General features: G+C 72.4%; 19 protein-coding genes. 9 read left to right on the forward strand and 10 right to left on the reverse strand.

The window, feature by feature from the left end; translation table 11 throughout:
- The first annotated feature begins 70 nt into the window (after nucleotides 1-70).
- On the forward strand, nucleotides 71-280 hold the full coding sequence (locus tag ACFWJB_RS27770) for a helix-turn-helix domain-containing protein (protein WP_055417899.1): 210 nt from the start codon (nucleotides 71-73) through the stop codon (nucleotides 278-280).
- The gene (locus ACFWJB_RS27775) at nucleotides 280-837 is read left to right on the forward strand and encodes a Clp protease N-terminal domain-containing protein (protein ID WP_385459522.1); all 558 of its coding nucleotides are present in this window, start codon (nucleotides 280-282) and stop codon (nucleotides 835-837) included. The genes ACFWJB_RS27770 and ACFWJB_RS27775 overlap by 1 nt, the downstream gene beginning before the upstream one ends.
- 30 nt (nucleotides 838-867) lie before the next feature.
- Here the strand turns inward: ACFWJB_RS27775 and ACFWJB_RS27780 are convergent, their stop codons facing one another.
- From ACFWJB_RS27780 to ACFWJB_RS27810, 7 genes are all read right to left on the reverse strand, one after another.
- A complete protein-coding gene (locus tag ACFWJB_RS27780) occupies nucleotides 868-1,935 on the reverse strand; it encodes a helix-turn-helix transcriptional regulator (RefSeq protein WP_386925540.1) in 1,068 nt (355 codons plus the stop codon).
- A 1-nt stretch (nucleotide 1,936) separates the two neighbouring features.
- Nucleotides 1,937-2,881: a DUF4097 domain-containing protein gene (locus tag ACFWJB_RS27785; RefSeq protein WP_386925542.1), complete on the reverse strand. Its 945-nt coding sequence runs from the start codon at nucleotides 2,879-2,881 to the stop codon at nucleotides 1,937-1,939.
- Between the two features lie 200 nt (nucleotides 2,882-3,081).
- Nucleotides 3,082-3,264, reverse strand: coding sequence for a DUF6104 family protein (locus tag ACFWJB_RS27790; protein ID WP_019075209.1), 183 nt, complete (start codon nucleotides 3,262-3,264; stop codon nucleotides 3,082-3,084).
- A gap of 153 nt (nucleotides 3,265-3,417) precedes the next feature.
- Complete coding sequence (locus tag ACFWJB_RS27795; protein ID WP_386925544.1) at nucleotides 3,418-7,260, reverse strand: multifunctional oxoglutarate decarboxylase/oxoglutarate dehydrogenase thiamine pyrophosphate-binding subunit/dihydrolipoyllysine-residue succinyltransferase subunit; 3,843 nt, start codon at nucleotides 7,258-7,260, stop codon at nucleotides 3,418-3,420.
- Between the two features lie 281 nt (nucleotides 7,261-7,541).
- On the reverse strand, nucleotides 7,542-8,651 hold the full coding sequence (locus tag ACFWJB_RS27800) for a sensor histidine kinase (RefSeq protein WP_385459514.1): 1,110 nt from the start codon (nucleotides 8,649-8,651) through the stop codon (nucleotides 7,542-7,544).
- Complete coding sequence (locus tag ACFWJB_RS27805; RefSeq protein WP_385459512.1) at nucleotides 8,648-9,388, reverse strand: response regulator transcription factor; 741 nt, start codon at nucleotides 9,386-9,388, stop codon at nucleotides 8,648-8,650. The genes ACFWJB_RS27800 and ACFWJB_RS27805 overlap by 4 nt, the downstream gene beginning before the upstream one ends.
- Nucleotides 9,389-9,501: 113 nt before the next feature.
- The gene (locus tag ACFWJB_RS27810; RefSeq protein ID WP_385459510.1) at nucleotides 9,502-10,191 is read right to left on the reverse strand and encodes a spermidine synthase; all 690 of its coding nucleotides are present in this window, start codon (nucleotides 10,189-10,191) and stop codon (nucleotides 9,502-9,504) included.
- 183 nt (nucleotides 10,192-10,374) lie between these two features.
- Between ACFWJB_RS27810 and lon the strand changes: the two genes are divergently transcribed.
- Nucleotides 10,375-12,798: an endopeptidase La gene (gene lon / locus ACFWJB_RS27815; protein WP_385459508.1), complete on the forward strand. Its 2,424-nt coding sequence runs from the start codon at nucleotides 10,375-10,377 to the stop codon at nucleotides 12,796-12,798.
- Nucleotides 12,799-13,106: 308 nt separating this feature from the next.
- Here lon and ACFWJB_RS27820 read toward each other — a convergent pair whose 3' ends face one another.
- A complete protein-coding gene (locus tag ACFWJB_RS27820) occupies nucleotides 13,107-13,925 on the reverse strand; it encodes a lysozyme (RefSeq protein WP_385459506.1) in 819 nt (272 codons plus the stop codon).
- Between the two features lie 240 nt (nucleotides 13,926-14,165).
- Between ACFWJB_RS27820 and ACFWJB_RS27825 the strand changes: the two genes are divergently transcribed.
- The gene (locus ACFWJB_RS27825; protein ID WP_386925548.1) at nucleotides 14,166-14,660 is read left to right on the forward strand and encodes a MarR family winged helix-turn-helix transcriptional regulator; all 495 of its coding nucleotides are present in this window, start codon (nucleotides 14,166-14,168) and stop codon (nucleotides 14,658-14,660) included.
- A 62-nt stretch (nucleotides 14,661-14,722) separates the two neighbouring features.
- Here ACFWJB_RS27825 and ACFWJB_RS27830 read toward each other — a convergent pair whose 3' ends face one another.
- Nucleotides 14,723-15,514, reverse strand: coding sequence for a protein phosphatase 2C domain-containing protein (locus ACFWJB_RS27830; RefSeq protein ID WP_386925550.1), 792 nt, complete (start codon nucleotides 15,512-15,514; stop codon nucleotides 14,723-14,725).
- 441 nt (nucleotides 15,515-15,955) lie between these two features.
- Here ACFWJB_RS27830 and ACFWJB_RS27835 point away from each other — a divergent pair, with 441 nt between their 5' ends.
- The 5 genes from ACFWJB_RS27835 to ACFWJB_RS27855 are packed head-to-tail and all read left to right on the forward strand — an operon-like array spanning nucleotide 15,956 to nucleotide 22,203.
- Nucleotides 15,956-19,339, forward strand: coding sequence for a nitrate- and nitrite sensing domain-containing protein (locus ACFWJB_RS27835; RefSeq protein ID WP_386925552.1), 3,384 nt, complete (start codon nucleotides 15,956-15,958; stop codon nucleotides 19,337-19,339).
- Nucleotides 19,336-19,839, forward strand: coding sequence for a roadblock/LC7 domain-containing protein (locus ACFWJB_RS27840; RefSeq protein WP_385459498.1), 504 nt, complete (start codon nucleotides 19,336-19,338; stop codon nucleotides 19,837-19,839). The genes ACFWJB_RS27835 and ACFWJB_RS27840 overlap by 4 nt, the downstream gene beginning before the upstream one ends.
- The gene (locus ACFWJB_RS27845; protein WP_385459496.1) at nucleotides 19,836-20,285 is read left to right on the forward strand and encodes a DUF742 domain-containing protein; all 450 of its coding nucleotides are present in this window, start codon (nucleotides 19,836-19,838) and stop codon (nucleotides 20,283-20,285) included. Before ACFWJB_RS27840 ends, ACFWJB_RS27845 begins: the two co-directional genes overlap by 4 nt.
- A complete protein-coding gene (locus ACFWJB_RS27850) occupies nucleotides 20,266-20,907 on the forward strand; it encodes an ATP/GTP-binding protein (RefSeq protein WP_385459494.1) in 642 nt (213 codons plus the stop codon). The genes ACFWJB_RS27845 and ACFWJB_RS27850 overlap by 20 nt, the downstream gene beginning before the upstream one ends.
- 33 nt (nucleotides 20,908-20,940) lie before the next feature.
- Nucleotides 20,941-22,203, forward strand: a complete 1,263-nt coding sequence (locus ACFWJB_RS27855; RefSeq protein ID WP_386925555.1) for a styrene monooxygenase/indole monooxygenase family protein — start codon at nucleotides 20,941-20,943, stop codon at nucleotides 22,201-22,203.
- Here the strand turns inward: ACFWJB_RS27855 and ACFWJB_RS27860 are convergent.
- A complete protein-coding gene (locus tag ACFWJB_RS27860) occupies nucleotides 22,167-23,324 on the reverse strand; it encodes an NlpC/P60 family protein (RefSeq protein WP_386925557.1) in 1,158 nt (385 codons plus the stop codon). The genes ACFWJB_RS27855 and ACFWJB_RS27860 overlap by 37 nt on opposite strands.
- Nucleotides 23,325-23,394: the final 70 nt, after the last annotated feature.

Below are 23,394 nucleotides of genomic sequence, written 5' to 3' on the forward strand. Positions count from 1 at the left end.
TCGCGTTCCCGCCCGCGCCGGCGTGTCAATGATGGTTGACAGACGGGTCATGTCAACCTAAGTTGACTGCATGAGCGAAGCAACGGATCTCGCCGCACGTGCGGGTGATCGCGACCCTCGGGTCGGGCTGCGTGCCGTCGCCGCACTGCGCAGGCTGCTGGAGCAGCTCGAGGCGGTGCAGGTGCGCAGCGCGCGCAACCAGGGCTGGTCGTGGCAGGAGATCGCCACGGAACTCGGGGTCAGCAGGCAGGCCGTGCACAAGAAGTACGGGAGGCATTGATGTTCGAGCGGTTCACGAAGGATGCCCGTGCCGTGGTCCAGGGGGCCTTCGAGCACGCGGGCAGGGCGCAGGCGGGGACCGTCGGCGCCGAGCACCTGCTCCTCGCCCTGCTGGACCGGGAGGGCAGCCGCGCCTCGTTCGCGCTGACGGCGCTCGGCTCCGGCGGGGGCAGGGAGTCGGTACGGCGCGCCCTGGAGGAGGCGCGTCGGCGCGCCGGTCTGTCGCAGGCCGAGACCGAGGCGCTCGCCGGCCTCGGGATCGACGTCTCGCAGATCGTCGCCCGGGTGGAGGAGGCTCATGGCGCCGGCGCGATGTCCGGCGACCGGGAGGGCAGGCGCTCGTGGTCCGGGCGCCCCGGCTTCGGCCGGGACGCCAAAGAGGTCCTGCAGAACGCCCTGCGGGCGGCCGTCGCCCGGCGTGACCGGCACATCGGCGACGAGCATCTCCTCCTCGCCCTCACCGTGCGCCCCGGTGTGCCCGCCGAGGTGCTCGCCGACCACGGGGTGACCCACGAGTCGCTGACGAGAGTGCTCGGCGGGGGAGCGGCCTGCGCCTGACCCGGCCGGGGCCCTCCCGCGCCCGCGTACTCAGGCCTTCGGCGTCCGCAGCATCGCCCCGATGCGGGCCGCTGCGGTCGACAGCTCGCGACGGGCGTCACGGAGCTGGCCGTCCGTGACGCCGTGGTCGCGGGCCGCGTCGCGGATGCCGTCCCGGAAGCGGTCCAGCAGCCGGTCCAGGTCACGGGCCGGGTCGCCGGTGGAGTCGGCGGTGTCCTCGTGGGCCCAGGACGGTGCGTATTCCGCCGGGAAGTCCTCGGCGGTGCGGGTGTACTCCGGCCGGGAGGCGGACGCGTCGGCGTCGGTGCGCCCGAAGCCCCAGTCCCGGCCGAGGTCCTTCCCGAAGTCCTTGCCGAACTCGCCGACCTCCTTGACCAGCTCGCCCAGGCCCTCACGGAGTCCCGTCGGCCAGTCGCCCCTCGCGAAGTGGTCCTGCACCTGCTCCTGCACCCGCTGGGCGATGCGCCGCACCTCCTCCTGCGCCTGGGCGCGGGCCCGCTCCTGCGCCTCCTCGGCCTGGCGCCGGGCCCGCTGGGCCTCGTCACGGGCGCGGCGGCTCTCGTCCTTGGCGCGGCGCGCCTGCTCCTTCCACTCCTGCTTGACCCGGCGCATCTCCTCCTTGGCGGCGCGCCAGGCCTCCTTGTCCCCGATGTCCGTGCCCTCGCCGGAGCCGCCGGCGCCCTCGGTCCGGGGGCCCGGTCCGGTGCCGCGGCGGGCCTCACCGGCCGCCGCCCGCATCTCCCGGCGCAGATCACCGGCCGCGCCGCGCACATCGGCCCGGATCTCGGCCGCCAGCTCGGCGACCGAGTCGCGGATCTCCAGCTCCAGGTCGGCCAGCTCACCGCTGCGGTCGGCCAGCTCGGCGCGGCCCGCGTCGGTGATGGCGTACACCTTGCGGCCGCCCTCGGTGGTGTGGGTGACGAGGCCCTCCGCCTCCAGCTTGGCCAGGCGCGGGTACACGGTGCCCGCCGACGGCGCGTAGAGGCCCTGGAAGCGCTCCTCGAGGAGCCGGATCACCTCGTAGCCGTGGCGCGGGGCCTCGTCGAGCAGCTTCAGCAGGTACAGGCGGAGGCGGCCGTGGGCGAAGACGGGGGGCATGTCAGAGCACCTTCTTGTCGGTCGTGCCGTCGGCCGGGGCGCCGGGGGCGCCGCCGTCCCGGCCGGAAGCGGAATTGTCCCCCGAGTCGCGCTCCGTGCCCTTCACCGGCCCGGTGTCCTCCGGCTCCCACGGTGTGTCCTCCACCGGTGGACGGCGCAGCAGGGCGATCGAGCCGGAGACCGTCGTGGCCTTCAGCCGGCCGTTGCCCGCGCCGAGCCGGCCGGTGATCCGCTTGGCGCCCCACTGGCCGGTCACCCGGAGGTCCTCGAAGGCGCTGGAGACCGTGCCGCTCGCGGTGTTGGCCTCCACCTCGGCGTCGGCCGGCTGGGGCAGCCGGATGGCGATCTCGCCCGAGACGCTGGTGAGGCCGATGTCGGCGGGTCCGTCGGCCGCGTCGAGGTCGACGATCATCGAACCGCTCACCGAGTCGGCCTTGACGGACGAGCCGGCCTCCACCACGGTCAGGTCCCCGGAGACGGAGTTGAACCGGAGGTCGCCGGCGAGCGCCTGGGCCTCCACGTTCCCGGCGACCGTGTCGGCGCGGACCCGGCCCGCGAGGCGCACCAGGGTGGTGTCCCCGGAGACGCCCTTCACCTCGGTGCCGCCGTCGATGCCGGAGACCACGGCAGCGGCGCCGACGACGCCCACCTCCACGCGGGTGCTGGCGGGGACGGCCAGGGAGACCACCGCGCTGCGGCGCCAGCCCCGGCGGTCCAGCCACTTCAGGAAGCCCTTCCAGGGCAGGTCCTCGTAGGCCACCGTGAGCGTGCCGCCCTGCTGGGTGACGATCAGGGGCGGGCCCTCGATCTCGGAGACCTCGAGTCTGGCGGAACCCTCGTCCGTGCCCACGACGTTGACCGTTCCGTTGACGATGCGGACGTGGAGCTCGCTCACGGACTCGTCGAAGGTGAGCCTCACGGGCTCCGCGACGGACCACTCGGGCATGGTGCAGACCTCCAGACCGAACGCGCCATATCGCGTCCACCGCTATTCACGATATATCGCGGAGTTCGAAAGTCAAGACACCCGTTCCGGTGGCCGGCGTGTCCGGCCGACGGCACAGCTCCCGGACATGCGAAACGGGGTGCCGTGACCGGCACCCCGTGGGGGATCGTCGGAGAAGCAGTCGTTCCCTGCTCGCTCGTCTACTCGTCGTCGTCCTCGTCGTCCAGCCGCGCCAGCCAGGTGGCCAGGCGCTCCACCGGCACCTCGAAGTCCGGGTTCAGGTCGACGAAGGTCCGCAGCTGCTCGGCGAGCCACTCGAAGGTGACCTCCTCCTCGCCGCGCCGCTTCTCCAGTTCCTCGATGCCGCGGTCGGTGAAGTACAAGGGGCTCTCCGTCGGGAATGAATGGGGGTGTGTACACCGCCAGGTTAACGGGTGCGTGCTCCCGCCCGGCGGGGGGCGGAACGCCGACGGCCCGTCCCCCGGGGCGGGGGACGGGCCGTCGGTCAGGCGTCGGAGCCGGGCTGCCGCGAGGGATCAGGCCTCGAAGACCTCACGCACCAGCTGCTCCTGCTCGGCCTGGTGCCGCTTGGCGGAGCCGACGGCCGGGGACGAGCCGTGCGGCCGCGAGATGCGGCGCAGGCGCTCACCGTGCGGGACGTCGGCGCCGACCGCCAGGTCCAGGTGGTCGATCAGGTTGAGCGCGATGAACGGCCAGGCACCCTGGTTCGCCGGCTCCTCCTGGGCCCACAGGTACTTCTCGGCGTTCGGGTACTTGGCGATCTCCGCCTGGAGCTCGGCACCCGGCAGCGGGTACAGGCGCTCGATGCGGATGATGGCCGTGTCCGTGACGCCGCGCTTCTTCCGCTCGGCCTCGAGGTCGTAGTAGACCTTGCCGGCGGTGAAGACGACCTTCTTGACGGCTGCCGGGTCGACCGAGTCGTCGCCGATGACCGGCTGGAAGCGGCCCGTCGTGAACTCCTCCGCCTTCGAGGCCGCCGCCTTCAGGCGCAGCATCGACTTCGGGGTGAAGACGACCAGCGGCTTGTGGTGCGGGTTGTGCACCTGCCACCGCAGGAGGTGGAAGTAGTTCGCCGGGGAGGTCGGCATCGCGACCGTCATGTTGTTCTGCGCGCACAGCTGGAGGAAGCGCTCGGGACGGGCCGAGGAGTGGTCCGGGCCCTGGCCCTCGTAGCCGTGCGGGAGGAGCAGGACCACACCGGAGGTCTGGTTCCACTTCTGCTCCGCCGACGAGATGAACTCGTCCACGACCGTCTGCGCGCCGTTGACGAAGTCGCCGAACTGCGCCTCCCACAGCACGAGCGCGTCGGGACGGGCCAGCGAGTAGCCGTACTCGAAGCCCATCGCCGCGTACTCGGACAGCAGGGAGTTGTAGACGTTGTACCGGGCCTGCTCGTCGGCCAGGTACAGCAGCGGCGTGAACTCGTCGCCGGTCTCGCGGTCGATGATGACCGCGTGACGCTGGCCGAAGGTGCCGCGCTGCGAGTCCTGGCCCGCCAGGCGCACCGGCACGCCCTCCAGCAGGAGGGAGCCGACGGCGAGGGTCTCGCCCATGCCCCAGTCGATCGTGCCGTCCTCGACCATCGCCGCCCGGCGCTGGAGCTGCGGCAGCAGGCGCGGGTGGACGGTGACGTGGTCGGGGATGTTGACCTGGGACTCGGCGATCCGCTTGACGACCTCGTCGGTGACCGCGGTGTTCACGGAGACCGGGAACTCGGCCTGCGGGTCGGTGGGCTCGGCGGCCGAGGGCTGCGAGGTGGCCTCGCGGACCTCGGTGAAGACCTTCTCCAGCTGGCCCTGGTAGTCCTGGAGCGCCTGCTCGGCCTCTTCCAGGGTGATGTCGCCGCGGCCGATCAGGGACTCGGTGTACAGCTTGCGCACCGAGCGCTTGCGGTCGATCAGGTCGTACATCAGCGGCTGGGTGAAGGCCGGGTTGTCGGACTCGTTGTGACCGCGGCGGCGGTAGCAGATGAGGTCGATCACCACGTCCTTGTTGAACGCCTGGCGGAACTCGAAGGCCAGGCGCGCGACGCGCACGACGGCCTCCGGGTCGTCGCCGTTCACGTGGAAGATCGGGGCCTCGATCATGCGGGCCACGTCCGTCGCGTACATGGAGGAACGCGAGGACTCGGGGGCCGCGGTGAAGCCGACCTGGTTGTTGATGACGATGTGGACCGTGCCGCCGGTGCGGTAGCCCCGCAGCTGCGACATGTTCAGGGTCTCGGCCACCACGCCCTGGCCCGCGAAGGCCGCGTCGCCGTGGATCGCCACCGGCAGGACGGTGAAGTCCGTGCCGCCCTTGTTGATGATGTCCTGCTTGGCGCGCGCGACGCCCTCCAGGACCGGGTCCACCGCCTCCAGGTGCGAGGGGTTGGCCACCAGCGAGACGCGGATCTGGTCGCCGTCCAGGCCGGTGAAGGTGCCCTCGGCGCCCAGGTGGTACTTCACGTCGCCGGAGCCGTGCATCGACTTCGGGTCGAGGTTGCCCTCGAACTCGCGGAAGATCTGCGCGTACGACTTGCCGACCACGTTGGCCAGCACGTTCAGGCGGCCGCGGTGGGCCATGCCGATGACGACCTCGTCGAGGCGGGACTCGGCGGCCGAGTCCAGCACGGCGTCCAGCAGCGGGATGACGGACTCGCCGCCCTCCAGGGAGAACCGCTTCTGGCCGACGTACTTGGTCTGGAGGAAGGTCTCGAAGGCCTCCGCCGCGTTCAGCCGGCGCAGGATGCGCAGCTGCTCCTCGCGCTCCAGCTTGGAGTGGGCGCGCTCCACGCGGTCCTGGATCCACTTGCGCTGCTTCGGGTCCTGGATGTGCATGAACTCGATGCCGGTGGTGCGGCAGTACGAGTCGCGCAGCACGCCGAGGATGTCGCGCAGCTTCATCATCGACTTGCCGGCGAAGCCGCCGACGGCGAACTCGCGCTCCAGGTCCCACAGGGTGAGCCCGTGCTCGGTGATGTCCAGGTCGGGGTGCTTGCGCTGCTGGTACTCCAGCGGGTCGGTGTCGGCCATGACGTGGCCGCGGACCCGGTAGGAGTGGATCAGCTCGAAGACGCGGGCGGCCTTGGTGACGTCGTCGTCGTGGGAGGCGTCGATGTCCTTGAGCCAGCGGACCGGCTCGTAGGGGATGCGCAGCGCCTCGAAGATCTCGTCGTAGAAGCCGTTCTCGCCGAGGAGCAGGTTGGCGACCTGGCGCAGGAACTCGCCGGAGGCGGCGCCCTGGATGACCCGGTGGTCGTAGGTCGACGTGAGCGTCATGACCTTCGAGATGCCGAGCTTGTTCAGGGTGTCCTGGCTGGTGCCCTGGAACTCCGCCGGGTAGTCCATGGAGCCGACGCCCATGATCACCGACTGGCCGGGCATCAGGCGCGGCACCGAGTGGACGGTGCCGAGGCCGCCGGGGTTGGTCAGCGAGACGGTGACGCCGGTGAAGTCGTCCATCGTCAGCTTGCCGTCGCGGGCGCGGCGGACGATGTCCTCGTAGGCCTGCCAGAACTCGAAGAAGTTCAGCGTCTCGGCCTTCTTGATCGCCGCGACGACCAGCTGGCGGTCGCCGTTGGGCTTGACCAGGTCGATGGCGAGGCCGAGGTTGACGTGCGCCGGCTTGATGAGAGTCGGCTTGCCGTCCTTCTCGCCGAACGCGTGGTTCATCGACGGCATGGCCTTGATGGCCTGCACCATCGCGTAGCCGATCAGGTGCGTGAAGGAGATCTTCCCGCCCCGGGCGCGCTTGAGGTGGTTGTTGATGACGATGCGGTTGTCGAACAGCAGCTTCACCGGGACGGCGCGCACGGACGTCGCCGTGGGCAGCTCCAGCGAGGCGTTCATGTTCTTGACGACCGCGGCGGCCGGGCCGCGCAGCGTCACCGTCTCGGGTCCCGCCGTGGACGCAGCGGCCTCCTTGGCGGGCTCGGCCTTCGGCTGCGGCTTCGCGGCCTGCTTGGCGGCGGGCTTCGCGGCCGGAGCGGCCGGAGCCGCGGCGGCGGGCTTCGCGGGGGCCGCGGCCGGCTTGGCGGGTGCGGCGGCCTGCTGAGGAGCCGCCGGCGCCTGGGCCGGGGCGGGCTGTGCCGGAGCGGCCGGAGCGGGGGCCTGCGCCTGGGGCGCCGGGGCGGCCTGCGGCGTGCTCGTGCCCGTGGTCGTCGCGGAGCCGGACGCCGCCTGGGCGGCGGCCGCACCGGGCTTGTAGTCGGCGAAGAAGTCCCACCAGGCTCGGTCCACGGAGTTCGGGTCCTGGAGGTACTGCTGATAGATCTCGTCGACGAGCCACTCGTTGGCACCGAACGCCGCCGCGGGGTTCTTGCCCGCTTGGTCGGTGTCGGTCGAGATGCTCGAGTTACTGGGGGACTGTGGCGACACGGCGAGAACCGCCCTCTTCCGCTTCACAAGGTGGTGGACAGCGGGAATCAAGGCTACGCCTCCCCGGACCGGAAGGTCAGACCGGGCCCGTTCAACGTCGCGTAAGTCACATTGCAGACTGTGTTTCGGCGCTGGAAATGGCGGGAAACAAGCGAGGTTCTGTTGCGCGTGGGAAGGGGAGACCGGGGCCCGGCGCGGGGAGGTCGCGGGCCTGTGCCTGATCACACGTGTCCGTCGGCGCGAACGCCCGTGGATCTTGGTGCTCCGTTTCGAACCCTACGTCAACTCGACGCCGAGGGCAGGCCCGGAAGAGTGATGAGAATCCGGCACCCCCGCTCGGATTCGGCCACACCGATCCGGCCGCCGTGCAGATCCACCGCCCAGCGGGCGATCGCCAGGCCGAGTCCGGTGCCGCCGTCGCTGCCCGGACCGTGCGGCCGGGACACCGAACCCCGGTTGAACCGCTCGAACACGCGTCGCCACTCCGACCGCGGGATCCCGGGCCCCTCGTCCATGACCTCGAGCTCCAGGGACTCCGGCTGCGCCCCGCACCGCGCCCGGACCGTCACCCGGCCGTGCGGCGGGCTGTGCTTGACCGCGTTGTCGATGAGGTTGGCCACCACCTGGTGGATGCGCTCGGGATCGGCGTGGGCGGTCAGGTCGGACGGGAACACGTCGAGGGCGAGATGCACGTCGGTACGCGTGTGGCTGCCGGACCCGCTGGCGATGGCCGCGCGCGCCGAGGCGACCATGTTGGCCTCCTTCAGCACGCCCGACAGGTAGGGCCACACCTCGAAGCGCCGCTTGCGCAGCGGTACGACGCCGTTGTCCAGGCGGGAGAGGTCCAGCAGCGTCTCCACCAGCCGGCCGAGCCGCTCCGTCTGCCGCAGCGCGGTCCGCATGGTCTCCGGATCGGCCTCGGTGACGCCGTCGACGATGTTCTCCAGCACCGCGCGCAGCCCCGCGATGGGGGTGCGCAGCTCGTGCGAGACGTTCGCCACCAGCTCCTTGCGCTGGAGGTCCTGTGCCTCCAGGTCGTCGGCCATGCGGTTGATCGTGACGGCCAGGTCGCCCAGCTCGTCGCGGCGGTTCTCGCGCACCCGGCGCGTGTAGTCGCCGTGCGAGATGGACCGGGCCACGGCATTCATCTCGTCCAGCGGCGCGGTCAGCGAGTGGGCCACGAACTGCGTGATCAGCAGCGTGGCGATCATCGAGAAGACCGTGATGAAGCGCAGCTCCGTCTTGGTGTGCACCGCGATCACCGACAGGCCGGTGGTGATCAGCACCGACGTGACGACCAGCGCACCCAGCTTGGTCTTGATCGAGAACGGGCGTACGCCGCCCCAGGGCTCCCCGGGGCTCCTCCGTGCGCCTTCCCGTCCTGAGCTCATGGCGTCGGCGTCTCCAGCGCGTAGCCCACGCCGTGCACGGTGCGGATGCGCTCGGCCCCGATCTTGCGGCGCAGCGCCTTGATGTGGCTGTCGACGGTCCGGGTGCCGGAGGCGTCCGCCCAGTCCCACACCTCGGCCAGCAACTGCTCCCGGGAGAGCACCGCGCGCGGGGTGTTCGCCAGGCACACGAGCAGGTCGAACTCGGTGGGCGTCAGGTGGACGTCCTCGCTGCGCACCCGCACCCGGCGCTGGGCGTGGTCGATCTCCAGTTCGCCGAGGCGCAGGATGCCGCTGCGCGGCGTCGAGGCGGCCACGACGGCCCGCTCCACCCGACGCAGCAGCACGTGCACGCGGGCGGCCAGCTCGCGCATCGAGAACGGCTTGGTCATGTAGTCGTCGGCGCCCACTCCGAGGCCGACCAGCATGTCCGTCTCGTCGTCGCGCGCGGTGAGCATCAGCACCGGCACCGGCCGCTGGGCCTGCACGCGGCGGCAGACCTCCAGGCCGTCGAAGCCGGGCAGCATGATGTCGAGGATGAGCAGGTCGGGCTGCCAGGCCTCGGCCGTGTCCACGGCCGCCGGGCCGTCGCCCGCCGTTTGCACCAGGAACCCCTCGGCACGCAGGCGGGTGGCGATGGCCTCCATGATCGTCTGGTCGTCCTCGACCACCAGCACCCGGCGCTGTGCGCCCTGGGTGGCCGTCGCCGTGCCGTTGTGGGAGGTCTGTGTCTGCTCCATCGCCCGCCCCTGAGGTGTGCTTTCCGGAATCCGTGGGGTGATCCCATGACTGCGCTTGACGCTTGAATGATCCGCGTCAGGTCAGCAGCGTACGGGGAGGTGCCGCGCCTTTGCTATCCAGGCCCGATGCCGAGGTGGACGACGTCCGGAACGCCCCGGGCAACGGGGATCTCTTCGGTACGCACCTGCTGGAACCCGGCATTACGCAAGGTTTCTTCGAATTCCGGGGAGGGCTGGGCGGACCATACGGCGAGTACCCCGCCGGGTCTCAACACCCGTGCGCAGCCCGCCAGTCCGTCCGGTGAGTACAGCCCGTCGTTGCCCTCGGTGACGGTCCAGTCGGGGCCGTTGTCGATGTCGAGGCAGAGCGCGTCGTACGTGTCGGAAGTCTCATTGACGTAACCCACCAGGTCCGCCTCGACGATCGCCGTGCGCGGATCGGCCAGGGCCGCCGCCGACACCTCGGCCAGGGGTCCGGTGCGGTGCCAGTCGATGACGGCGCGCTCGCGTTCGACGACCGCGATCCGGCCCCAGCGGGGGTCGGCGGCCGCGTGCACCAGTGAGAAGCCGACGCCGAGCCCGCCGATGAGGACGTGCGGTGCCGCCCTGCCGTCGAGCGCCTCGGCCGCCGCGTCCACGAGCCGGCGCTCCGAGCGTCCGTCGGAGGTGTCCATCAGGAAGCAGCCGTTCGCGATGATCTGCAGCAGCGCCCCGTGCCGGCGCAGGACGACCTCGCCGTACGGGCCCTCGCGACGGTCCAGAACTTCCGGGGTGTCGTGGGAGTCGTAAGAGGTGATGGGCATCGGCCCATCCTGGCATCACCGACCGGGGAATGACCGGTGCTCCGGGCGTGCTGAGGGGGCGTGAGGACGGCTCGCGACGGGCGGCGTCCCTTGATCGCTCACAGCGAACAGCCCCCTGGGAACAATCGACGGCTCCCAAGCATTGAGTCGGCATAACTCAACTTGACTGCCGAAGGGGAGATCATGGCTGCTGAGTCCGCTGCCTTCACACCGCTCACCCTGCCCGTGCTGCCGCTCGACGACGAGGTCGTGCTGCCGGGGATGGTCGTCCCCCTGGACCTGAGCGACTCCGACGTACGGGCCGCGGTGGAGGCCGCGCAGGCCGCCGCCAGGGACGAACCGGGCAAGCCCCGGGTCCTGCTGGTCCCGCGCATCGACGGCACCTACGCGAAGACCGGCGTCCTCGGCACGGTCGAGCAGGTCGGCCGCCTCGCCGACGGAGACCCGGGCGCGCTGATCCGCGGCCGGAGCCGGGTGAGCATCGGCGCCGGCACCACCGGCCCCGGCGCCGCGCTGTGGGTCGAGGGCACCCGTAGCGACGAGAGCGTGCCCGACCCGCTGCCCGGCCAGGTCGCCGAACTCGTCAAGGAGTACAAGGCCCTCGCCACCGCATGGCTGCGCAAGCGCGGCGCCTGGCAGGTCGTGGACCGGGTCCAGGCCATCGAGGACGTCTCCGCGCTCGCCGACAACTCCGGCTACTCGCCCTTCCTCACCACCGAGCAGAAGGTCGAGCTGCTGGAGACCACCGACCCGGTCGCCCGGCTGAAGCTCGCCACCCGGCAGCTGCGGGACCACCTCGCCGAGCAGGACGTGGCCGAGACGATCGCCAAGGACGTCCAGGAGGGCGTCGACAAGCAGCAGCGCGAGTTCCTGCTGCGCCGCCAGCTCGAAGCCGTCCGCAAGGAGCTGCGCGAGCTGAACGGGGAGCAGGAGGGCGAGGAGTCCGACGACTACCGCGCCCGCGTCGAGGCCGCCGACCTGCCGGAGAAGGTCCGCGAGGCCGCGCTGAAGGAGGTCGACAAGCTGGAGCGGTCCTCCGACCAGTCGCCCGAGGGCTCGTGGATCCGCACCTGGCTGGACACCGTCCTCGAGCTGCCGTGGAACGAGCGCACCGAGGACGCCTACGACATCCAGGGCGCTCAGGCCGTCCTGGACGCCGAGCACGCGGGCCTGCAGGACGTGAAGGAGCGGATCACCGAGTACCTGGCCGTGCGCAAGCGCCGCAGCGACCGCGGCCTCGGTGTCGTCGGCGGCCGGCGCGGCGGTGCGGTCCTAGCGCTGGTGGGCCCGCCCGGCGTGGGCAAGACGTCGCTCGGCGAGTCCGTCGCCCACGCGATGGGCCGCAAGTTCGTCCGCGTCGCCCTCGGCGGCGTCCGCGACGAGGCCGAGATCCGCGGCCACCGGCGCACGTACGTGGGGGCGCTGCCCGGCCGGATCGTGCGGGCGATCAAGGAGGCCGGGTCCATGAACCCGGTCGTGCTCCTGGACGAGATCGACAAGGTGGGCTCCGACTTCCGGGGCGATCCGGCCGCGGCGCTGCTGGAGGTCCTCGACCCGGCCCAGAACCACACCTTCCGGGACCACTACCTGGAGGTCGAGCTCGACCTGTCCGACGTCGTCTTCCTCGCCACCGCCAACGTCCTGGAGGCCATCCCCGAGGCCCTGCTCGACCGCATGGAGCTGGTCCGCCTCGACGGGTACACCGAGGACGAGAAGGTCGTCATCGCCCGGGACCACCTGCTCCCGCGCCAGCTGGAGCGGGCCGGTCTGGACAAGGACGAGGTCACGATCGACGAGGGCGCGCTGCGCAGGCTGGCCGGCGAGTACACCCGTGAGGCGGGCGTGCGCACCCTGGAGCGGTCGATCGCGCGGCTGCTGCGCAAGGTGGCGGCCCAGCACGAGCTGGGCGAGCGGGAGCTGCCTTTCACCGTCGGCGACGGTGACCTGCGCGACCTCATCGGCCGGCCGCACCACGTGCCCGAGTCCGCCCAGGACCCGGCCGAGCGGCGCACCTCCGTGCCGGGCGTGGCCACCGGCCTCGCGGTCACCGGCGCGGGCGGCGACGTGCTGTACGTCGAGGCGTCGCTCGCCGACCCGGAGACGGGCGCGGCGGGTCTGACCCTGACCGGTCAGCTGGGCGACGTGATGAAGGAGTCCGCGCAGATCGCGCTGAGCTTCCTGCGCAGCCACGGTGCCGAGCTCGAACTGCCGGTGGCCGACCTGAAGGACCGGGGCGTGCACATCCACTTCCCGGCGGGCGCGGTCCCCAAGGACGGCCCGAGCGCCGGCGTCACGATGACCACGGCCCTCGCCTCGCTGCTGTCGGGCCGGCTGGTCCGCACCGACGTCGCGATGACCGGCGAGGTCTCGCTGACCGGCCGGGTCCTGCCGATCGGCGGGGTCAAGCAGAAGCTGCTCGCGGCGCACCGGGCGGGCGTCACCACGGTGATCATCCCCAAGCGCAACGAGCCCGACCTGGACGACGTCCCGGCGGAGGTGCTGGACAAGCTCGACGTCCACACCGTCACCGACGTCCGCCAGGTCCTCGAGCTGGCGCTGGCACCGGCCGTGAACGGTGCCGAGCCGGAGGTTCCGGTCGCGGCGTGACGGACGTGACCGGAAGAGCGAGGGCCCGGGTACCCGCGAGGGAACCCGGGCCCCGCCCGTGAGCCGTCCGGCCGGCCGGGGGCAACCCCCGGGCCCCCGGCCGGGAGCGGTGCGGCTGTCGGCCGTCGGCGAGTGCCTGCACCCGGTCCAGGGTGCCGTTGCCGTGTTTGTCGGGGGCAACCCCCGAGCCCCCGGCCGGGGGTGGTGTGGCGGTCAGCCGTTGGCCAGTGCCTGCACCCGGTCCAGGGCGCCGTTGCCGTGCTTGTCGGGGGCAACCCCCGGGCCCCCGGCCGGGGGTGGTGCGGTGGTCAGCCGTTGGCCAGTGCCTGCACCCGGTCCAGCGCGCCGTTGAACTTGTCGTGGTCCCCCACCGTCGGGCCGGACGAGGTGTACTGCCACATCGTGTAGTAACCCCAGCCGGCCGGCAGCGTGCCCACCGAGGTGGCGTACCGGGCGATCCACAGCGGGTTGTTCGCGGCGAAGCCGCCGTAGTTGCCGGTGCACTGGGTCCACCAGCTCGTCGCCGTGTAGATGACGGCGTCCCGGCCGGTGCGGGCCTTGTACTGGTTCAGGAAGTCCCGGATCCAGGTCACCATCCCGCTCTGCGTCTTGCCGTAGCAGGCGGCCCCGTACGGGTTCCACTCGATGTCCAGCGCGCCCGGCAGCGTCTTGCCGTCCCGGGACCAGCCGCCGCCGTGGTCGACGAAGTAGTTGGCCTGGGTCGCGCCGCTCGTCGTGTCCGGGGTGGCGAAGTGGTACGAGCCGCGGATCATCCCGACGTTGTAGGAGCCGTTGTACTGCTGGGCGAAGTAGGGGTTCGTGTAGTACGTCCCCTCGGTCGCCTTGACGTAGGCCCACCTGACCCCGCTGTTCCACAGGGTCGACCAGGCGACGTTGCCCTGGTGTCCGGAGACGTCGACGCCCTCCGTCTGGGTGGCGTCGCCGGGGACGGGGGTGCCCTGTTGACCGTCGTGGGCCAGGACGCCCATGCCCATGTGGGCGGAGCCGCGGGGCGGGACGTCGGCGGCCGACGAGGGCTGGGCGAGGAGGAGGGAGAGGGCGGCGAGCAGAATCCCGGTGGCGGCGAAACGCCGGCCGCGGGCCGATCCGGATCTGTGCACGAGCATGGACGTGCCTCCGATGGTTCGGTGGTGCTCGGTGGGGGACCGTGCGTGGGGAGAGACTCGTGAGTGGCGTGAGCATGCCATTCACGGGTCCGGAGAAGACGCTACGCACGTAGAACGGGGGGTGGGAAGAGGAGCCGGAAGCCGCCGTTGGTCTAAGCCTGCGAAATACTTGTCAAGCTGCGGCGATGGCGGCCCGTGGCGGAAACTTTCAGGAACGGGAAAATCGAGGCAGGGGCTGACGTGCACGAAGACGGAAACGGCGGCGGTCGCGAGGGCGAAGCCCGCCTGTCCGGAAGTGGTGTGAACCAGCCCCAGTTCCTGGCGCTGGAACGCGAACTGACCGTCCTGCTCCGGCGCGCCCGTGCCAACCAGGGCGAGATGGCCCGCGAGGTCCACCCCGACCTGGAGTCGTCCGCGTACGGCCTCCTCGTCCGGCTCGGCGAGTGCGGTGGGCAGCGCGCCACGGACCTGGCCGCCTACATCGGCGTGGGCAAGGCGACGATGTCCCGCCAGCTGCGCGCCCTGGAGGAACTCGGCCTGGTCGCCCGCGAACCCGACCCCGCGGACGGCCGTGCCTGGCTGGTCACCCTGACCCCGGAGGGGCAGGAGCGGGTCGGCCGGGTGCGGGAGGCCCGCCGGGCGCGGTACGCCCGCCGCCTCGGCGACTGGGACCCGCGGGAAGTGGCCGAACTGGCCCGCCTGCTGCGCGAACTGAACCGGGGGATGGAGAAGTAGCCGCCGCGGCCCGGCCCTTGCCCCCCTGGGTCCGCCCCTTCACGCGCCCGGGGCCGGACCCTTCACAACTCCGCGTACACCACCGTCGCGTCGTCGTGCGTCTTGCCGCGGCCGAGGAACTCCCGCGCCTCCGCCGCGTCCCCGCGCTCCAGCTCCCGCACCCGGTCCACCAGTGCCCGCCCGCCCTGCTTGCGCACCAGGGCGAGGCAGTCCGCCCAGTCGCCCTCCCGGAACGTCTCCACCCAGCGTGCGGCCCCGTCGGTCAGCGCCGCCAGTGTCCGCACCTCCTCGCGCGGCAGCGTCCCCGTCACCGCCCGCGCCGCCACCGCCGGGTCGGCGGCGGCCGTGAAGAAGCCGCCCTCCCTGTTGCGGTAGTCCGCGTCCACGATGGCGTCCGTGGCCAGCGCCGAGCGCGGCAGGCGGGCCAGCCGGTCGTCCAGGAGCGCCGTGACCGTGCCGGCGGGCGTCTCCACCAGCAGGGCCGAGTCGGACAGCACCAGGTACTCGACCAGGTCGGGGGACCAGCGCGCCAGGACCACGGTTGCCTGCGGAGTGCGCGGGTGAGAAAGGTCACAGGTTCCCGCATGTGCCGCGGAGGTATGCGCGATGGCACGGGACAGGACGTCGGCGAGAGGAACATCCCCGAGTGAAACGGTCAGTTCGGTCAGCGCTCCGCCGAGCCGCGCGGTGAACCAGGGTACGGAATGCAGACACCCCGTCCCGGTCCTCGGTGGCGTCACGCCGTCCAGCACGACGAGCGCGCCGCCCTGTCCCGAGGCCGGTAGCGCGACGCTCGCGAAGTCCTCGTTGGGGCGGTCGGCGAGGCCAGGTTCCGAAACGAGTTCCGTACGCATCCGGCCAGTCTGCACGATCTCTTCACAGGGTCCGCAAAAGGCTGCCAACTTCCCCCGAAAACGACGCTGTCGCGCAGGTCAGCGGCCGGATTTGGGTTGGAATGCTGCACTCCGGGAACGCGTGGCGGCACATCCTGCCACCGCCCGTCGCAGACGTCCAACCGGCGCACCGCCCGAGCCCGCCGCACGAGCCGGCGGAACTTGCCCCTCAACTCCCGGTCGGGGTTCACTCCTTCGGGTGGCGGGTCAGGTGATGCACGCCCACCGCCCACCGGCACTGGGATGGTCGGGAACCGGTGGGGGGCCTGCCCTGCTCACGCGGTCTCCCCGTCCGGCGCACGGTCGGCGGCGGGGGAGCAGCCCAGAGCTTGGGGAAGGGTGCACGCGCCGGCCGGCCAGTTGACGGAGCGCCACCCGGGCCCACGGGTACACGAGTCAGGAATGCGAGCACCGGTGCAGAAGACGCGGCCTCGTCGTACAGGCAAGCAGACGGCCCCCGCGGCAAGCGTGGAGCGAACCCCGGGCACCCCCTCCACCCCGGCGGCCGAGGCGCCGCCCGTCGGCAAGGGCCGGCCCACCCACGTACGCAACCGGCTCATCGTCGCCGTGGCGGTCGTGGCCGCCGCCGTGGCCGCGGCCGGGGCCCCGTCGGTCGTGGCCGCCTCCGGACAACTGCACGACTCGCAGGACCTGGTGACGCTCGCCGAGCAGACGCAGGACGCGCTGGCCCTCGCCCACTCCCTCGCCGACGAGCGGGACGAGGTCACCCCCTACGTCGCCGCGGGCCGCCCCAAGTCCAAGGCCCCCTCCGAGCAGCGCAGCGCACGCGTCGACCGGCAGGTGGAGGAGCTGCTCGCCGACACCGACACGCCCGCCTCCCTGCGCGAGGACCTCGACGCCATCGCCGCGCTGCGCCGTTCGGCGCTCACCGGCAAGAGCAGCGCCCTCCAGGCCCACGACGCCTACTCGGAGGCGATCGCCGGGCTGCACGCCCTGGCCGCGGAACTGGCCGAGCAGATGCCGCCCCGCGCGGGCGGCGGGGCCCACGCCCTCGCCGACCTGGACACCGCCGTCCAGCAGGCCGCCGCGACCCGGGGACTGCTGCTCGCGGCCCTCGGCGTGCCGAGCAGCACCGAGACCGTCATCGACCCGATCACCGGGCTGCCGACCGAGTCCGTCACCTCCTCGGACGCCGAGACCGAGCAGCGCGACGCCCTCAGCGCCGCCGCCCAGCAGGCCCGGGTGCGCTCCGACGCGGCCCTCGCCGACTTCCGCGAGGGGGCGCCCAAGGAGGCGCGGGACAGGTACGACGCCACGGTCGCCGGGCCGGAGGTCAACTCCGCCGAGAAGTACCTCGCCGGCCTCACCGACCGGCCCACCCTCTCCGACGACGACCTCGGCACCTCCGTCAAGAAGCTGGACGCGGCGCTCTCCGCCCGCGTCGACGCCATGCGCGGCGCCGAGTCCGCCCTGTACGAGAAGCGCACCACGGCGCTGGAGCAGCTGCGCGACGACGACGTGACCGCGCTGGAGATCCGGATCGCCGCCCTCGGCGCCCTGATCCTGCTCGCCCTCGGCATCGCCACCGCCATGGCCCGCACCCTCACCCGCCCGCTCTCCGTGCTGCGCCGCGGCTCGGCCCGGCTCGCCGGCGCGGCGGACCCCACCGTCGAGGAGCCGGTCGCCTTCACCGGCCGCAACGACGAGTTCGCCCAGGTCGTCCGCTCGGTCAACGCCCTGCACGCGCACGCCGCCACGCTCGCCGAGCGCGTCAACACGCTGGAGGCCGACCGCAAGCACCTCGTCGGCCAGCGGCAGAAGATGGCCGACGCGCGCGAGGAACTGCGTGCCGAACTCGCCGAGTCCGCCGCCCAGCTCGACGTCGTCCGCAAGAGCATCGGCGGCACCTTCGTCAACCTCGCGCTGCGCACCCTCGGCCTGGTCGAGCGGCAACTCGCCGTCATCGAGAGCCTGGAGGACCGCGAGCAGGACCCTGACCGCCTCGCCACCCTGTTCAAGCTCGACCACTTCGCCACGGTGATGCGCCGGCACAGCGAGAACCTCCTCGTGCTCGCCGGCACGGAGCACATCCAGCACAGCGCCGGTCCGGTGCCGCTGGTCGACGTGGTTCGGGCCGCCGTCAGCGAGATCGAGCGGTACGAACGGGTCCGCATCGCCACGCTGCCGCCCCACGCGCACGTGGCCGGCTTCGCCGCCGACGACCTCTCCCACCTGCTCGCCGAGCTGATGGAGAACGCCACCTCCTTCTCGCCGCCGGACCTGCCCGTCGAGGTGTCCGGCTGGCTGCTGGAGAACGGCGAGGTGATGCTCTCCGTCCAGGACGAGGGCATCGGCATGGCCACCGAGCGCCTTCAGCGGCTCAACGCCCGCCTCACCGACTTCGACCCGGAGGCGCCCTTCGACCAGGAGGGCGAGGACGGCCTCGGGCTCGGCCTGTACGTGGTGGCCCGGCTCGCCCACCGGCACGGGGCGCGCGTGCGGCTGCGGGAGCAGAAGCAGGGCGGCGTCGCGGCCGTCGTGGTGCTGCCGAGCACGCTGCTCGCTGCGGCGCCCCCGGCGGCCCTCGCCCCGGCCGCGCCGGTGGCCGACGGCACGGGCTCCTTCACCCTGCCGGGCGCGGGCGCGGAGGCAAACTCCAACGTCCTGCCCGGCCGCGCGGAGAAGAAGGCACGGCCGGACACCGACCCGCTCGTGGCCTCGGCGGAGGAGGCCGTACGCCGCGCCGAGGCGGAGGCCGCGGCGGAACCGGCGGCGGACGCCACGGAGACCGCCGGCCCCGCGGAGCAGGGCCCCGCGGTGACCGAGACGGTCCCGGAGCCGGGCACCCACCCGCAGCAGCGCGCCGACGAGACCCCGGAGAGCGGCGGGACCGCGGAGACCGGCCGGGCCGGCGAGACCGCGGAGTCCGGCGAGCAGCAGCAGCCTCTCGTAACGCCGGGGGTCCCCGAGACGCGGGAGACCTCCGGGACGGCGGAGGCTTCCCAGACGCCGGAGACGCCGGAGACGCCGGAGACGCCGGAGACGCCGGAGACGCCGGAGACGCCGGAGACGCCGGAGACGCCGGAGACGCCGGAGACGCCCGAGACTCCCGGGACGCCGGAGGCCCCCGAGACTCCCGGGACGCCGGAGGCCCCCGTGGCCGAGGGCACGACCGCCGTCAGGGACTTCCCCGACGACACCACGATGGAACTCCTGCTCCCGGTCCAGGCCCAGGCCCCCGCGCCGACACCGCCCCCGCCGCCGGCCCCCGCGCCGGACCCGCGGGAGGCATCCGCACCGGCCCCGCGGGACGCTTCCGCATCGCAGGAGACCCCCGCACAGCAGGCGACTCCCGCACCGGAGAGGACGCCCGCCCCGCAGGAGCGCCCCGCCCAGGAGACCCCTGCACCGCCGGAGGCCCCCGCCCCGGAGGCCCCTGCACCGCCGGATGCCCCCGCCCCGGAGGCCCCTGCCCCGCAGGAGCGCCCCGCTCCCGCCGATCCCTACGCCATCGGCCCCGACGTCCACGAACGCACCGCGGACGAGGGCGCCGAGCCGGACGGTGACCCCGTCACCGCCAAGGGTCTGCCCAAGCGGACCCCGAAGCTCAGCACACCCGCCGCGGTCCCACGACCGCGCACGGCGGGTTCCGTCGACGCCGAGGCGCTGCGCCGCCGTCTGGGAGGGTTCCGCCGGGGGGCGGAGGCCGGGCGGCGCGACGTCGAGGCGGAGATCTCCGAACGGACGGAGCAGCACCAGGCGCCGACCGCCGCGGGGACAACAGAAGAAGCCACGGGGGGCACTGTCGAGGAGGCAAGCAGTTGACCGCTCCCAGTACCTACGGACTGAGTCGTGAGGCCCGTAACCTGCACTGGCTGCTGACCAACCTCGTCGAGGAGGTCCCCGGCATCCAGTCCGTCGCCGTGGTCTCCTCCGACGGCCTGCTCCTGCTCTCCTCCGACCAGGACAGGAACGAGGCGGCCCGGGTGGCGCGGGGCGAGCGGCGCACCGGCCCGCGCGGCTCCGCCGCCGACCTCGCCACGGTCGTCTCCGGCGTGGGCAGCCTGACCATCGGCGCCGCCCGGCTGATGGACTTCGGCAACGTGAAGCACACGATGGTCGCCATGGACGAGGGCAGCCTGTTCGTGATGTCGATCAGCGACGGCTCGCTGCTCGGCGTGCACGGCGCCGCTGACTGCGACATGAGCGTCATCGCGTACCACATGGCGCTGTTCGTCGGCCGCGCCGGCCATGTCCTGACCCCCGAACTCCGCAGCGAACTGCGGCAGTCCCTGGAGTCCGAGTCGACGGAGAGCGTCCGATGAGCAGTGGCCCCGGCAGCAACCCGAGGCATCCGCAGGGCCTCCCCGTGCGCGGCGCGGACCGCAAGCCCGCCCGTGTACGCCCCTACTCGCTCACCGGCGGCCGGACCCGCTTCGGCCACGTCCTGCTCGTCGAGACGTTCGTCGGCGCCACCGCGGGCACCGCCGCGCTCGAAGCCGCCGAGGAGCGCAAGGAACTGACGAACGGCGGCCTCACCTCCCGCGTGATGCCGGAGATGAGGGCCATCGTCGAACTGTGCCGCCGCATGCGTACGGTGGCCGAGATCGCCGCGCTGCTGAAGATGCCGCTCGGCGTGGTCCGCGTGCTCATCAGCGACCTGGCGGACCAGGGAAAGATCCGTGTGTACGGCACCGGAACCGGCCACGGAACGGGCCGCCCGGACCGCGCTCTGCTCGAAAGGGTGCTCAGTGGACTCCGTCGTCTCTGACGCCGCCGCCTACGGCGTCTCCCCCCTCGTCGACCCGGACGAGAACGTACAGTCCTGGCAGACGGACCGCACCCGTGCGCCGATCGCCACGAAGATCGTCGTGGCGGGCGGCTTCGGCGTGGGCAAGACCACGCTGGTCACCGCCGTCTCGGAGATCACGCCCCTGCAGACCGAGGCGCTGATGACCCAGGCGAGCGAGGACACCGACGACCTCACCGCCACCCCGGACAAGCTCACCACCACCGTGGCCATGGACTTCGGCCGCATCACGCTCGACGACGACCTGGTGCTCTACCTGTTCGGCACGCCGGGCCAGCAGCGGTTCTGGTTCATGTGGGACGACCTGGTGCGCGGCGCGATCGGCGCCGTCGTCATGGCCGACACCCGCCGCCTGAGGGACTGCTTCCCGGCGCTGGACTACTTCGAGAGCTGCGGACTGCCGTACGTCGTCGCGGTGAACCACTTCGACGGCAGCGAGCGGTTCGACGCGGAGGACGTGCGGGAGGCGTTGACGATCCCGGCGCACATACCTGTAATGATCATGGATGCGCGCCGCCGGATCTCAGCCATCGAGACCCTCTTGTCCCTCGTGGGCCACGCGCTCGACGAAACCCCCGAGTAGTCCCCGAGCAGTCCCCTTAGGAGCGTCCCCCGCATGCGGAAGATACTCGTCGTCGGAGCCGGCCAGTCCGGTCTCCAACTCGCCCTCGGCCTCCAGTCGCACGGCTACGAGGTCACCCTGATGTCCAACCGGACCGCGGACGAGATCCGCACGGGCCGGGTCATGTCGACGCAGTGCATGTTCCACACCGCACTCCAGCACGAGCGCGATCTCCAGCTGAACTTCTGGGAGTCCCAGGCCCCGAAGATCGAGGGGCTCGGCGTCTCGGTGGCGGCGCCCGGCTCCTTCGACCCGGGTCCCTCCCAGCGGGCGATCGACTGGCTGGGCCGGCTCGACGGCTACGCGCAGTCCGTCGACCAGCGGGTGAAGATGGCCGGCTGGATGGAGACCTTCGCGCAGCGCGGCGGCCAGCTCGTCATCCACGGCGTGGCCGTCGGCGACCTGGACTACTTCTCCCGCGCCTACGACCTCGTCCTCGTCTCGGCCGGCAAGGGCGAGCTGGTGCAGATGTTCGGCCGGGACGCCTCCCGCTCCCCGTACACCGAGCCGCAGCGCGCCCTCGCCGTCGCCTACGTCCACGGACTGGGCCCGCGTCCGGAGCACCCGGACACGGAGGCCGTCCGCTGCAACCTGGTGCCGGGCGTCGGCGAGATGTTCATCATGCCGACCGTCACCACCTCCGGCCGCGCCGACATCCTGTTCTGGGAGGGCATACCCGGCGGCCCGCTCGACGCCTTCAAGGACGTGAAGGACCCCTCGGAGCACCTCTCCCTGACCCTGGAACTCATGGAGAAGTTCCTCCCCTGGGAGTACGCGCGGGCCACCAAGGTCGAACTGACCGACGCGGGCGGCACCCTCGCCGGCCGCTACGCCCCCACCGTCCGCAACCCCATCGGCCGTCTCCCCGGCGGCGGCGCGGTCCTCGGTGTCGCCGACGTGGTCGTCGCCAACGACCCGATCACCGGCCAGGGCTCCAACTCGGCCTCCAAGTGCGCCGCCTCCTACCTCGCCTCGATCCTGGAGCACGGGGACAAGGAGTTCGACGAGGTCTGGATGCGGCAGACCTTCGACCGCTACTGGGAGACGGCCCAGCACGTCACCAAGTGGACGAACGCCATGCTCGCGCCGCCGCCGGAGCACGTCCTGAACCTGATCGGCGCGGCCGGTCAGCTCCAGCCGGTCGCCGACCGCTTCGCCAACGGCTTCAACAACCCGGCGGACTTCGAGAACTTCTTCTACGACCCGCAGAAGACGGAGGCCTACCTGATGGAGGTCTCCGGAGCGGCCGGCGCGTAGGCCGCGGCGTATCCCTCGTCGGACCCGGCCGTCGCCCCCTCGGGGAGCTCCGGAGGCGCGTACCGCCGCAGGGGCTCCCCGCCGGGGTCGGGCCGTACGGCGCCCAGCACCGGGTTGGCCGCGATCGGCGACACCTTGACCGCGGCGCCGGGCCGCGGCGCCTGGACGACCATGCCGTCGCCGAGGTACATCGCCACATGGGTGGCCTCGGGGAAGTAGACGACGAGGTCACCGGGCCGCAGCTCGTCCAGCGGGACGTGCTCCAGCCGCGCCCACTGCTCCTGGCTGGTCCGCGGGATCGGCGTTCCGGCCCGCTGCCAGGCCACGGAGGTCAGGCCCGAGCAGTCGTACGACGCCGGGCCCTCCGCGCCCCACTCGTACGGCTTCCCGAGCTGTTCCACCGCGAAGCGCACCGCCCGGTCGCCCTCCGCGGTCGGCCTGCCGTCGTCGCCGAGCGCACCGGACGCCATGAACCGCTCCTGGGCCTCGGCGACGCCGTCCTCCTCGACGGCGGCCAGCTCGGCCAGCTGTGCGGCGCTGAGCGAGGCGAGCAGTTCCTCGACGGCGTGGAGCCGGATCCGTACGCCGTCCCGCTCCCTCTTCTGCCGGGCGGCGAGGGCGACCTGCTCGTCGAGGGCCTCGCGGGCCCGGCGCGCCAGGTCGTCGGTCCTCCTCTCGTGGCCGGCCAGGCGGCCCACCGTCTCGGCCCGCTCCCGGGCCAGCTGCCCGATCACATGCCCCTGGTCGAGGGCGTGCTGGGGATCGCGGGACAGCAGCAGCCGCAGATAGGGGGAGAGGTCGCCGCCGTTCCGGTACTGCTGCCGGGCCAGCCGGCCCGCCGCACCGCGGCCGTCGCGCAGGGACAGCCGGGCCCGGGCCAGCTCGGTCTCCAGCCGCTGCACCTTCGCGCGCTGCCGGATCAGCTTCTCCTCGGTGCCGTTGAAGGCCTCCGTGGCCTTCTCGGCCTCCCGGTACAGTCCCTGAAGCTCCGTCAGCAGCTCGGCCACGGACCGCCGGCCGGGTGCGGGCGGCGCGGGTTCCGCCACCGCGGGCACGGGCGCGAACGCGATCCCCGCCGTCATCACCGCCGTACAGGCCAGACGGAGAAGCCTTCCTGACACGTTGTCACCTCCGGTGCGGCGGCACCTTCGTCCGCTCCGCACCGCGAGCATCGGGCCGGTTCCCGCAGCG

The organism is Streptomyces sp. NPDC127100 (assembly GCF_042724095.1).
GTDB lineage: Bacteria > Actinomycetota > Actinomycetes > Streptomycetales > Streptomycetaceae > Streptomyces.

What these genes read in the sequence shown, in the direction of transcription:
- ACFWJB_RS27770 (WP_055417899.1), top strand. Translation starts at nt 71, where the DNA reads ATGAGCGAAGCAACGGATCTCGCCGCACGTGCGGGTGATCGCGACCCT.
- ACFWJB_RS27775 (WP_385459522.1), top strand. Translation starts at nt 280, where the DNA reads ATGTTCGAGCGGTTCACGAAGGATGCCCGTGCCGTGGTCCAGGGGGCC.
- ACFWJB_RS27780 (WP_386925540.1), bottom strand. Translation starts at nt 1,935, where the DNA reads ATGCCCCCCGTCTTCGCCCACGGCCGCCTCCGCCTGTACCTGCTGAAG.
- ACFWJB_RS27785 (WP_386925542.1), bottom strand. Translation starts at nt 2,881, where the DNA reads ATGCCCGAGTGGTCCGTCGCGGAGCCCGTGAGGCTCACCTTCGACGAG.
- ACFWJB_RS27800 (WP_385459514.1), bottom strand. Translation starts at nt 8,651, where the DNA reads ATGAGCTCAGGACGGGAAGGCGCACGGAGGAGCCCCGGGGAGCCCTGG.
- ACFWJB_RS27805 (WP_385459512.1), bottom strand. Translation starts at nt 9,388, where the DNA reads ATGGAGCAGACACAGACCTCCCACAACGGCACGGCGACGGCCACCCAG.
- ACFWJB_RS27810 (WP_385459510.1), bottom strand. Translation starts at nt 10,191, where the DNA reads ATGCCCATCACCTCTTACGACTCCCACGACACCCCGGAAGTTCTGGAC.
- lon (WP_385459508.1), top strand. Translation starts at nt 10,375, where the DNA reads ATGGCTGCTGAGTCCGCTGCCTTCACACCGCTCACCCTGCCCGTGCTG.
- ACFWJB_RS27820 (WP_385459506.1), bottom strand. Translation starts at nt 13,925, where the DNA reads ATGCTCGTGCACAGATCCGGATCGGCCCGCGGCCGGCGTTTCGCCGCC.
- ACFWJB_RS27830 (WP_386925550.1), bottom strand. Translation starts at nt 15,514, where the DNA reads ATGCGTACGGAACTCGTTTCGGAACCTGGCCTCGCCGACCGCCCCAAC.
- ACFWJB_RS27835 (WP_386925552.1), top strand. Translation starts at nt 15,956, where the DNA reads ATGCGAGCACCGGTGCAGAAGACGCGGCCTCGTCGTACAGGCAAGCAG.
- ACFWJB_RS27845 (WP_385459496.1), top strand. Translation starts at nt 19,836, where the DNA reads ATGAGCAGTGGCCCCGGCAGCAACCCGAGGCATCCGCAGGGCCTCCCC.
- ACFWJB_RS27855 (WP_386925555.1), top strand. Translation starts at nt 20,941, where the DNA reads ATGCGGAAGATACTCGTCGTCGGAGCCGGCCAGTCCGGTCTCCAACTC.